Origin of the sequence: Sellimonas sp. (assembly GCF_047234585.1) — a bacterium.
GTDB classification, from domain to species: domain Bacteria; phylum Bacillota; class Clostridia; order Lachnospirales; family Lachnospiraceae; genus Sellimonas; species Sellimonas caecigallum.
Map to the genome: position 1 here is coordinate 1 of NZ_JBKSWG010000046.1, position 10,508 is coordinate 10,508.

The 10,508-nt window shown below is 46.6% G+C and carries 12 protein-coding genes and 1 pseudogene; 2 read left to right on the forward strand and 11 right to left on the reverse strand.

Features of this window, described 5'->3' with window-relative positions:
- Nucleotides 1–422: 422 nt before the first annotated feature.
- Both ACLROL_RS11800 and ACLROL_RS11805 read right to left on the reverse strand, forming a co-directional pair.
- Complete coding sequence (locus tag ACLROL_RS11800; protein WP_413067901.1) at nucleotides 423–725, reverse strand: hypothetical protein; 303 nt, start codon at nucleotides 723–725, stop codon at nucleotides 423–425.
- 105 nt (nucleotides 726–830) lie between these two features.
- A complete protein-coding gene (locus ACLROL_RS11805) occupies nucleotides 831–1,718 on the reverse strand; it encodes a Cof-type HAD-IIB family hydrolase (RefSeq protein ID WP_413067902.1) in 888 nt (295 codons plus the stop codon).
- A 323-nt stretch (nucleotides 1,719–2,041) separates the two neighbouring features.
- On the opposite strand from ACLROL_RS11805, the pseudogene ACLROL_RS11810 reads away from it, so the two are divergent.
- Nucleotides 2,042–2,812, forward strand: a pseudogene (locus ACLROL_RS11810) (AraC family transcriptional regulator); the annotation flags it as partial.
- Between the two features lie 21 nt (nucleotides 2,813–2,833).
- Here ACLROL_RS11810 and ACLROL_RS11815 read toward each other — a convergent pair.
- From ACLROL_RS11815 to ACLROL_RS11835, 5 genes are all read right to left on the reverse strand, one after another.
- Nucleotides 2,834–4,189 (reverse strand): MATE family efflux transporter, encoded by a 1,356-nt coding sequence (locus ACLROL_RS11815; protein ID WP_413067903.1) that lies wholly within the window; start codon nucleotides 4,187–4,189, stop codon nucleotides 2,834–2,836.
- Between the two features lie 113 nt (nucleotides 4,190–4,302).
- A complete protein-coding gene (locus ACLROL_RS11820; RefSeq protein WP_413067904.1) occupies nucleotides 4,303–4,662 on the reverse strand; it encodes a molecular chaperone Hsp90 in 360 nt (119 codons plus the stop codon).
- Between the two features lie 78 nt (nucleotides 4,663–4,740).
- Nucleotides 4,741–5,127: a GH32 C-terminal domain-containing protein gene (locus tag ACLROL_RS11825; RefSeq protein ID WP_413067905.1), complete on the reverse strand. Its 387-nt coding sequence runs from the start codon at nucleotides 5,125–5,127 to the stop codon at nucleotides 4,741–4,743.
- Nucleotides 5,061–6,197 (reverse strand): glycoside hydrolase family 32 protein, encoded by a 1,137-nt coding sequence (locus ACLROL_RS11830; RefSeq protein ID WP_413067906.1) that lies wholly within the window; start codon nucleotides 6,195–6,197, stop codon nucleotides 5,061–5,063. The genes ACLROL_RS11825 and ACLROL_RS11830 overlap by 67 nt, the downstream gene beginning before the upstream one ends.
- A gap of 12 nt (nucleotides 6,198–6,209) precedes the next feature.
- Nucleotides 6,210–7,427, reverse strand: coding sequence for a glucose PTS transporter subunit IIA (locus tag ACLROL_RS11835; protein ID WP_087212589.1), 1,218 nt, complete (start codon nucleotides 7,425–7,427; stop codon nucleotides 6,210–6,212).
- Nucleotides 7,428–7,609: 182 nt separating this feature from the next.
- Between ACLROL_RS11835 and ACLROL_RS11840 the strand changes: the two genes are divergently transcribed.
- Entirely contained in the window at nucleotides 7,610–8,437 is an 828-nt protein-coding gene (locus ACLROL_RS11840; protein ID WP_287450207.1) for an AraC family transcriptional regulator, read from the forward strand.
- Nucleotides 8,438–8,451: 14 nt separating this feature from the next.
- Here ACLROL_RS11840 and ACLROL_RS11845 read toward each other — a convergent pair whose 3' ends face one another.
- The 4 genes from ACLROL_RS11845 to ACLROL_RS11860 all read right to left on the reverse strand — a co-directional run bounded on the left by ACLROL_RS11845 (nucleotide 8,452) and on the right by ACLROL_RS11860 (nucleotide 10,443).
- A complete protein-coding gene (locus ACLROL_RS11845) occupies nucleotides 8,452–8,931 on the reverse strand; it encodes an 8-oxo-dGTP diphosphatase (RefSeq protein ID WP_413067907.1) in 480 nt (159 codons plus the stop codon).
- A 39-nt stretch (nucleotides 8,932–8,970) separates the two neighbouring features.
- Nucleotides 8,971–9,564 (reverse strand): SOS response-associated peptidase, encoded by a 594-nt coding sequence (locus ACLROL_RS11850; protein WP_413067908.1) that lies wholly within the window; start codon nucleotides 9,562–9,564, stop codon nucleotides 8,971–8,973.
- A gap of 190 nt (nucleotides 9,565–9,754) precedes the next feature.
- On the reverse strand, nucleotides 9,755–10,207 hold the full coding sequence (locus tag ACLROL_RS11855) for a GNAT family N-acetyltransferase (protein ID WP_413067909.1): 453 nt from the start codon (nucleotides 10,205–10,207) through the stop codon (nucleotides 9,755–9,757).
- Nucleotides 10,208–10,272: 65 nt separating this feature from the next.
- Nucleotides 10,273–10,443, reverse strand: coding sequence for a DUF6904 family protein (locus ACLROL_RS11860; protein WP_413067910.1), 171 nt, complete (start codon nucleotides 10,441–10,443; stop codon nucleotides 10,273–10,275).
- Nucleotides 10,444–10,508 lie beyond the last annotated feature (65 nt).

Consider the following 10,508-nt stretch of genomic DNA (forward strand, 5'->3'; position numbering starts at 1 on the left):
TGCTCCAGGGTGCTGACAACATGCCGGGCAAGTGGCAGCTGCTTATCTTCCTTGGTCAGCAGACCATCCTGAACATGCAGAAAACCGGAACTGCTGGATCGGAGCGGAGCTGTTGTCAATAGGACCGTGGAATACCGGAGCAGGCGGCACAGCCGTCTGTGAGGATATGCCGCGAAAATCTATTGACATAAGGCTCACGGAGCATCCTCTCCAGCAGAAAAGGGGCAATTGCGCCCTTTTCCTGCCTTTCGGCGAGGACGGATTCGGGCAGAGCCCGATATTGGGTCAAGGGACTGGTCCCTTGCGGCTTCTTAGGGCAGCGCCCTAAGCCCTCGGAGAGCTTTTCGACATCGATATCTGCAATTTTCAAGGTTCTTTTGAGCCTATTTTTTTCGACTCAGTTTTTCATAGATTACTTGACACTACCCCACAAGCCGTTCGCCATCCAGCTGTCTGTCGGAATAATCCAGAACAGTTCCTTCTGCTTTCAGAGCTGCAAATATAGGCATCTGCTGTCCTCCTCCGGATGCAAGCCCCAATATCTTTGCCCCTTCCATCTTCGGAAACCATTCTTTTGGCACAGGCTTTGTTGGGGTAAGCACCACCTCCCATTCGCCTGTGCGTGCCTTCTCATAAATTTCATGGGAAATAGGTCTTCCCCACTCCCATCCTTCCTCTACCCATTCATCGATGGTCTCTGCATTGATTTCTGTATATGATTTCATGTTCTCTCCTTTTTCTTGCCCATCTTTGGCAACTCTGTCATTGCCAAAAATCTTTTCCACCATTGTAATGCGCAGTCATTTGGAAGTCAATGGTGTACAAAACGGCTATCCTTTTTGGATTTCTCCCAGTCTTCCTTCCATAAGGAGACGCATCGCATACGCGGCCCCATCCTGTGCGTTGGACAGTGTCACATACCCGGCTGCCTCACGGATGACCGGTTCTGCATTGCCCATGGCCACGACAGCTCCAAATCCTTGCCGAAACATCGACAGATCATTCATACTGTCGCCAAGCACCATAACTTCATCCTTTTTGTAACCAAGGGAGGTAATATACTGCTCGATCGCCTTGCCCTTCTGTGCATCCTTATGGGTCAGTTCCACATTATTGAAAAAGGAGGATGCGATGGCAAGCTTAGGAAAGCGCTCCATCTCTTTCCATATTGCTTCTGCCTCCGTTTTTCCCTTTGCCGTGATAAAGATCTTGTACACAGGGATCTCCTTTTCCAAAACTTCCTCTACATTTCTGAGGCACCGTATCCTCTTTAAGATCTGCTGAAACAGTTCCATATTCCGGATCTCCTCGTCCGATCCGTCTCCCAAAAAGAGCCTTGATTCTTCCAGGATCTGCTGCTCGGCAGTCTTCGGATCTCCGATGAGATAGTCGATCCCTCCGGCACAAAAGCGGACGGATCCTCCCGCCGCCACCGCACAATCATAGATTTCCCGGAACCATTTTCTATCCATCTCGATCGTCTGAAGGATCCTGCCTTCGGTATCCCGTATTTCAGCACCGCTTCCTGTGATAAAATCACATTTCAGGTTCCACTTCTCCAGAACTCCTACCGCTGAAGGATAATCCCTCCCTGTTGCGATCAGAAATCGGTACCCTGCCTTCTGTGCATCTAAAATCGTCCTGTATGTGACATCCGAAAGCGTGTGCTCCGGATTTAACAATGTTCCATCCATATCTGCTGCAATTACTTTTATCATTCTTTTTTCTCCATCTGTAAGTTTTTTTAATTTTAACACAACTTTCTTTTTTTCTACAACAAAAAGCAGGCTGTTCATCCTCATCACGGATTCTCACAGCCTGCTTTTTGTTTTCTTCTCAATTATTTTCTGCTTCATTATTATTAGAAAAGGTCTCTTGTGTAAAGCTCCATACATGTTTCGAAAGATTCTTTTAAAAATACACTCAGCTTCCTAAACATACCCGTGCCTCCTTCCTCTTTTTGATTGCATTATAGCTCCGCTTCGGCTATAATTCTTGTCAAATACGAGAAAAAACTGGCCAAATCTTGCAGGAGGTTTCTATGCATCCATATTATGAAACAAAAGAGAACAATCTGGAAATCTATGAAAAACGGTCGGTCCATGTACCTCCGCATCTTCACAAATCGCTGGAATGTATTTATGTGACAAAGGGAACTCTCGAACTTGGAATTGGAGAGGATCTTTTCCATATGGAAGAACATGATTTTGGCATTGTCTTTCCAAATCTGGTGCATCACTATCAGGTATTTGCCTCTTCGGAATGCCGTGCCATTTATTTACTGGCTTTGCCGCAGCTTACCGGTATCTTCTCCGACACCCTGAGGGATTTCTGCCCTGAAATTCCTATTATCCCATCTCAGTCAGTTCATCCGGATATCATCTACTCTCTCCATGCCCTGCTGTCCTCCTCGAAAGATGCACACACAGGGATCCTTTCAAAAGCTTATACACAGATCGTACTGGCGCGTGCTCTTCCATGCCTTAAGATGATCTCCAGAAGCAAACTTGACCGCCATGATATTGTCTACAACGTGGTTGCCTATATGGCCGAGCACTTTACGGAAGAAGTGACTCTTCCAAAAATGGCGGCCGATCTTGGCTTGAACCAGTATGCGCTCTCACGTGTATTCTCCTCTACGTTCCACACAAATTTTAATCAGTATCTGAATGAGCTGCGTCTTGATTATGCGGTTGGCTTTCTTGAAAACACTTCGGAGTCCATCACGGATATCTGCCTGAATGCCGGATTTACAAGCCTGCGCACTTTCAACCGTGTATTCAAAGATCGCTTTCGTCTCTCTCCGCGGGAATACAGAAAGCAGTTCCGTCCTCTATGCGATTGCTGTATGTTTCCATTTTCCGCTGGCATACCGCACAAGGAAACAGACACTGCGGACAATCCAGTCGACGATCATGGCTGCCCACACTCCAAAGAGTCCCATTCCCATATATTTTCCCAGGATATAGCTGAAAATGATGCGGAAAATCCACATAGAAGCAACTGAAATGACCATACACATCCTGGCATCGCCTGCCGCCCGAAAGGTGGCCGGCGTTGTAAACGCAAGCGGCCAGATGATGATACAGCACACCCCATAAAAAATCGTGATCTCTGTTGTCGTCTCAGCTGTAAGATCGGATAAATGATAGGCTTTCAATATGATCGGAAGGAGGACAACAATCACAAAATTCGTGACAAACATACAGATATAGGTAATTCCCATCAGTTTCTTTGTGTAATAGACAGCCTGTTCATAGTCGCCTGCTCCTACGCAGCGGGCAATGACAGTCGTCACGCCAAGGGCAATGGCCATCCCTGGAAGTACCTGGAAAGAGGCAAGCGTGTTGGCAACCGCATTGGCCGCTATGGCATATGTTCCAAATGTGGACACAAGACTTAAAACGATGATTTTCCCAAGCTGGAACATGCTGTTCTCCAACCCATTGGGAATTCCTACTTTCAAGATATTTTTGATCATCTTCCAGTCCGCCCTGTACTTCCATGTCCGTTCAATGTGAACCGCCCTGTCCGGCCTGCAAAGAAGAATCAGAATCAAAATCCCTGCCGTAATCCTGGATACAAGCGTCGGGATGGCCACTCCTTCTGTCCCTCTGTGGAATCCATAGATCAGGATAGCATTTCCCGTCACATTGATGACGTTCATCACGATAGACACACGCATGGATATTTCCGAATTTCCCATTGTACGGAAGATCGCCGCACCCCCATTGTAAAGAGCAATAAACGGAATAGATGCCGCCACGATCATCAGATAAATGTCTGCGTGTCTCATGACATCCGCCTCGATCTGTCCGAACACTCCCCGAAGGATCCACCCTTTGCAAAGATAAATCACAACTGTGATCACTACGGCACAAATCGTGACAAACCATACGAGCTGAGTTGCCGCCTCACTCGCCTTTTCTTTCTTTTTCTGACCAAGGTACTGCCCCGCCACGACTGCGCCCCCGGTAGCCAGAGCGGCAAACACGTTAATCAAAAGAACCATGATATTGTCCACAAGCGAAACGCCGGAAACAGCCGCTTCCCCTACACTTGCAACCATGATGCTGTCCGCCATCCCTACGAGCACCGCCAGAAACTGTTCTATAACCAGCGGAACGAGAAGGGCTGTCAGATCACGGTTGGTAAAAAGATAGCCGCTTCGGTCTTTCTTTTTTTTCATACTCTCATCTCCCTTTTCTTTCTATGATTCCAAAAGCATCTCTCCATATACTTTCGGACACAAAGCTGGGATCCGCCACGTCTGTGTCGGATCCCGATCTGTTCTTCCTGGTTTTACAACATCTGCTCTTTTTTCGCCAGAATTGCTTCCACCGCTGCACATGCCGGACAGTCACAATATTTTGCTCCTGCTGCCTTGATCTCTCTTGCATGAGCGGCTACATTTTTCGCTGCTTCCTCGCCGCCGAATACCTGGATACCGGCCTCTGATTCAGCAAAAGCTGCCAGTCCATCCACTGTCACGATATCCTGTTCCAGCTCAGCAATATACTTCTTCGTCTGTTCCTCTTCCCGGTCTGTACCGGCTGCGTCCAGCCATGCCTGGGCAGCTTCTCTTGCTTCCCTGCTGCAGGACGGAGCGTCCATCAGTTCTCTTGATTTTTGCGCAACATAATCGCGTAATTCCTGATTCATCGTAAAACCCCTTTCCATTTTGTAACTAACCCTATCTTAGCACAGTCTGAGAAATTTTACGATATATTCCGGAAAATTTTACAGGACACCCAGACGCATCTGCCCTGTCCTGGAAGCCCTCAGTTCCCTCTCTTTTTCTTGAAGGTAGATCCTGGTGGTAAATACCATCTCCCCTCCATTGATAAAAATTTCCATGATAGAACTATCGATCAGAATTTCCACCTCTTTTACGGATCCTGCAAGGATTCCTGTCCGCTTTTCTCTTCCTCCCCCGCAGGCAGACGCTCCTCCGGTCTTCGTCAAAAAAGAAAGCTCCGCCCGGTTTTCTTTTACCGAGAACACCGCCTCATTATCCGGTTGGCCTGCAAAGAGCATCCACCCATCCGGGCTGATTTTGTCTACTGTAAGCCGGACTGTCTTTTTCCCCAGAAAAATCTTTCCCCATTCCAGTTTTCCACTTTCCACGGAAGACTTTCCACTTCGTGTACCGGTTCCTGAAGTATCTTTCCATTTTGAAGAGTCAGCTCTCTTGGAATAGTAAGACAATGCTGCCATCCATTTTCCACCGACAAATTCCGATGCTCTTCCCCTGTATCCGGAACTCCTGCCCATCCGATAAGGATCCGTCTGCCCTTATCATCTTCAAAGGTCTGAGGCGCATAAAAATCAAATCCCATATCCCACTCGATAAAATCCTCCTGGATCGTTTTCATCTGGGACAGTGGGACATATCCGGACTGATACCGGTTTTGGAATCGCCCTTCTTTTGCCGGAAGTCCCTGCGGACAAAAGGATAAGATTTCTGTATTTTTCTTTTCACGGACATCTTCCATGACGAACAAATCCGGACATTCCCACATATAGCCAAAATAATTTTCCGGCAGGATTTCCTGATCCAGCTTCCAGCGCTTTTTATCTTCTGATACGTACAGAAGCGCACATCCCTTATCCTGTCTTCCCCCGTCCTGCCTGTACGCTCTGGCACGGGCGCCTAATATCATCCGGTACTTTCCATCCTCTTTCCACACTTTCGGATCCCGAATATGTTCTGTCATATGTTTTGGATAGTCTTCCGGTCCTAGGAGTTTCTGTTTCTCGGACATCTGCTGTCCGTCCTTCGTCGTTGCCATCATCTGGCTCGATATCCGTCCGGCATCGATATAGTCATAATCCCCCGGAAGCTTGACATTACCAGTGTAAAAAAGCGTCAGTTCCTCCCCTTCCACAAGTCCGGATCCCGAATATACTCCGCTTCTGTCTTCCGGTATGTCCGGCGCCATGACCGGATCGTGGTATTCCCAGTGGAGCAGGTCTGTGCTTGTACAGTGCCCCCAAAATCCGTCCCCACCGTTTACACTGAACGGAGCGTACTGAAAGTATGTCTGATATATTCCTTTAAACTGACAAAGACCGTTCGGATCGTTAAGCCATCCTACCGGAGGCATGATATGATAGTTTGTCCGGAAAGGACAGTGTTTCACTGTCCCTCCCTTCTTTTTCTCTTCTTCTCTGACTTTCTGAACCCAGTTTTTCATTGTACTCCCTTTTTACCTCACAATCTCCGCAATCTTGTCTCCTACTGACACACGGCCTTCTTTCGTCCGTTGTATATGAACCCCTTCCGGAAGTTCTGTAAATACCATGCAGACAGTCGTATCGTATCCTTCAGCTGCAATCTTCTCTTTATCAAACTCCAGGATACAGTCTCCTGCTTTCAACTCCTGTCCTTCTTTTGCACACAAATCAAAATACTTTCCTGCCAGATTGACTGTATCGATTCCGACGTGAATCAAAATTCCATTGCCAGCCTTTGTGCGAAGTCCTACCGCATGTTTCGTATCTGTGACCATCTCCACGGTACAGTCCGCCGGTGCAAAGACCTTTCCCTCCTCTGGGAGGATTGCCACACCGTCTCCAAGTACCTTCTGGGCAAAGGTCGGATCGTTTACTTCCTCGATTCCCATGCATTCTCCGGACACAAAGGCGTCTATCTCTTCCGGAAGGTTTCCCTGATGCGATATCTCTTCTGTCGATTTCTCCGGGATGGACGTCACAGTCTCTTTCTTTCTGTCAAATGCCGCTCCCAGAAGAAATGCAAAGAGAAATCCTGCTCCCAGTGCCGCCGTATGTGCGATGATGTAACTTACATACCCATTGTCTGCCGGGTCTGCCAGTGCGATCCCTGGCACAACCGTCGTACCAAATCCAAGGGCTGCCAGATTCGTCACATATACGATGACGCCACCGATTGCGCCGCCGATACATCCCCCAATAAGTGGATAACGGTACCGAAGGTTCACACCAAACAGTGCTGGTTCTGTGATTCCAAAGAGAACGGATACAAAACTTGGAATGCAAAGTTCTCTTGCCTTTGCTTCTTTTCTGTTTCTTGCAAGATATCCTAACACCGCCCCGCCCTGGGCAATGATAGCCACGGACATAAGCGGATTCATCCTTTTATTTGCCTTTGTCTTCAAATCCCCCAGGCTCATGCTGTCCATATGGAGAGATTCCGCCAAAACCTGGCATACATCATTTACAAGCCCTGCTCCGAAAATGATCTGGAGCTGATCCCCTGCCACAAAAACACCTTTTACAAGATCCACATCTTCAATCTTTTTGATATCGGCCTTGTCGTTATCCTCCAAAACAAGCCTAAGCCGCGTCGCACAGTGTGCGATTCCAAGAATGTTGTCTCTTCCTCCTGCAAGTCGGACGAGGTCGCCAGCTATGTTTTCATAGCGTTTTCTTTTTTCCGCATCCATTTTTTAATACCTCCCGTTTTCATCTTATCTTTATAAAATTCCATTTTCGATGCATTGCCGCGGCATGAACAAATGCTGTTTTGATTTGTTCTTGTAATTCTAATTATACTGGATTATACTGATATTAATATAGATAAATGTTGTTTAACTATACAGTTTTGTTGGCTCTTTTGGAGGTACTGATGAAAGACTATATTTTTTCCAATGATTTTTCCCGCAATCTGGATGCCATGATCTACACTTGCGGGTATGAGACGTGCGCCCCGTCGCATCATTATGGTCCCGTCGTCCGAAGCGGATATCTCATCCACTACATTCTCAAGGGAAAAGGAATCTACAAGACAGACGGGCATATCTATCAGCTCTCCGAAGGAGACGCTTTTTTGATACGCCCGAATACATTGATCTACTATGAAGCTGACAAATATGATCCATGGACTTACACGTGGATCGGTTTTCAGGGGATCAAAATGGAGTCCTATCTGAAGCGAACCTCCCTTCTGGATACCCCGTATTTCCACTACGGAAAAGATGACCGGGTCAGACTCTGCCATGAAAAAATGTTTGAGGCCTACCAGCTCCCGGAAAACAGAGACCTTATCATGAACAGCATCCTGTACGAATATCTCTATCTTCTGGCGAGCAAATTTCCACGCACTTCAATCCCACCCAAAGAGAGGAAGATTTCCTATGTGGAGGAAGCCCTCCGCTACATCGAAAACAACTATGCCCATACCGTAAACATCCAGGTCATCGCCGACCATCTGAACATCGAGCGAACCTATCTGTACCGTTTGTTTAAGGATATTACCGGCATGTCCCCGCAGGAATACCTCCTGGACTACCGGATCCGCCGCTCCTGCTCCCTCTTAAAAGAGACTTCCCTTCCGGTCAGTGATATCGCCCGGTCTGTTGGCTACAATGACGCCCTTTATTTCTCCAGGCTTTTCCGCCAGAAAAAGGGACGGACGCCCACCGCGTACCGGAAAGAAAAACAGAGACTGTCGTAAAACCGATAGTCCCTTTAATATAACGCCCCTACATACCCCTCTTCCTTAGGATACATAAAACACTCCCTTTTATCCCCGGACTCTATGATCTCCAAAACACGTTCCATTCCGATAGCAAGCTCCTTTTTCCGGAATTCCTCTTTTGAAATCCAGTAAACCTCTCCCTCATCAGAACTTTGCAGTGTTCCTTTATACTCGTCTGCCTTGTACAGAAAAACCACATTGTGGATCCCCTCTTTAGTCCAGTGATATACGCCGCAGAGCACGGGATTTTTGATCGACAAACCCGTCTCTTCCCAAACTTCCCGGATCATGGAGTCATGGAATGATTCTCCTCTTTCTACATGCCCTCCCGGAAACGTAGTCCCTGAATAGCTGTCATCTACCTTGTCGAGAGCAAGGACATCTCCCCTGCCGTTCTCTACCATACACATATTCATGAATCTAACCAGTTCTGTCCGGTTTTCTGTCTTTGGATCATTTTTATATGGCAACCTTCTCATCTCCTTATTCCCTTTGCTGTTCTCATGGGATCAGACAGGAAACAGCATCATCTGTTCATATTCCGCGTGCCTTTTCAGCTCCGCCGGTATCTGCCTCAATATTTCATCTATCGCCTTGCCATTTCGCAGCCATAGTTCGATCTGATCTTTCTCTAAAATTAGCGGCATCCTGTCATGTACATTTTGCATGGACTTATTTGCCTGTGTCGTCAGGATCACAAACCGTTCTTCGTTTTCCAACATATCAAAGAACCCCGCCATATACAGCACTTTTCCATCACTTCTTCGGAACGTACTTTTCTCTTTATTGGTATTCCACTCATAAAAATGGCTTGCCGGTATGACTGCCCGGTGATATCTTATACCGTTCTCAAATATCTTTTTATCCCGGACAGATTCCGCTCTGGCATTGATGATTACCCCTGTATTCCTGATTCCGGGATATCCCCATCTTTGACTGGAAAGCCGGATCCCATTCTCACTCCACGTAAGAACCGGTGCCCATTCGGTAGGACGGATATCTCTTGCGAAACATACTCTCTCCAAATCCCTCTCCCGTCCAGGGACTGCCATCTTTATCATATCCTGCAATATGGTATTGTCTATGTAAAAAATGCTGCACATCTTCTATCTCTTCTCTCCTGGAATGTGGACGCTATAATCTGAAAAACCCTTTTTCATAAGTCACAACTTTTACATATCATAATTATACGCAGTATCGTGCAGCACATCAATAGGAACGTCTGGTTTTCAATCTCTCTTACAAAACAGACCATGTACAGTCACTCTGCACATGGTCTGTTCTCCTTTTCCCTTATTTTTGCTCATGCACGTACATCCGTGACAACGCTTCCTCTCCATCTCCCTGGACCATACAGTAATATTTCCATCCATACCTTTCATAAAATGCGGTATGATCCGTGATCAGATAAAGCGTGTCTGTCCCGAGATTTTTCATATCTTCACATACAAACCGGAGCATTTCTCCCGCAATTCCCCGACAGCGATGTGTCTCCTCCACATAGACCGCGCACACATTCGGAGCCAGATCTTTCCGGTCGTGAAAATCATTGTCTATCACGCCCAAGCCCCCTATGATCTTTTCTCCTTCCATGGCAACATACCACTGTGGTACCGTTTGTTCATTTTTGAGACATTCTTCCATACTTTCCCGGTACTCTTCCAGCGGGATTCCCCATTTCTCATGAAACCACACTGCCGCTGCATCGGCTAATTCTACATGTTCTCTGATCTTTTGAATTTTCACAGACAACGTTCCTCCTTATTTCCCTATCTACAAATCTTCCTTGGCCGTTGATTTCTATATAAATCCTACCATACAATTTCTTCCGGATATTGAATTACCGGATCTTCCAGATCATAAATGCTTACCCCTTCTTCTCTGGCCCAATATTTGAACTCTCTCTCCATGTTATAATATGTCTGTGGTTTTTTCACAAATCGCTTTGCGATATTCTTGAGTTTATTGCCACGTTTTTCCACTGAAGTTTTTAATAACTAAGACTTCCCATACCTTAAATGGGCTTCGCACCTTGAAAATTCAATAT

Bases quoted from the DNA above. Each gene is read 5' to 3' on its own strand.
- ACLROL_RS11815 (WP_413067903.1), bottom strand. From the start codon at position 4,189: ATGAAAAAAAAGAAAGACCGAAGCGGCTATCTTTTTACCAACCGTGAT.
- ACLROL_RS11840 (WP_287450207.1), top strand. From the start codon at position 7,610: ATGAAAGACTATATTTTTTCCAATGATTTTTCCCGCAATCTGGATGCC.
- ACLROL_RS11835 (WP_087212589.1), bottom strand. From the start codon at position 7,427: ATGGATGCGGAAAAAAGAAAACGCTATGAAAACATAGCTGGCGACCTC.
- ACLROL_RS11830 (WP_413067906.1), bottom strand. From the start codon at position 6,197: ATGAAAAACTGGGTTCAGAAAGTCAGAGAAGAAGAGAAAAAGAAGGGA.
- ACLROL_RS11850 (WP_413067908.1), bottom strand. From the start codon at position 9,564: ATGTGCAGCATTTTTTACATAGACAATACCATATTGCAGGATATGATA.
- ACLROL_RS11800 (WP_413067901.1), bottom strand. From the start codon at position 725: ATGAAATCATATACAGAAATCAATGCAGAGACCATCGATGAATGGGTA.
- ACLROL_RS11805 (WP_413067902.1), bottom strand. From the start codon at position 1,718: ATGATAAAAGTAATTGCAGCAGATATGGATGGAACATTGTTAAATCCG.
- ACLROL_RS11820 (WP_413067904.1), bottom strand. From the start codon at position 4,662: ATGAATCAGGAATTACGCGATTATGTTGCGCAAAAATCAAGAGAACTG.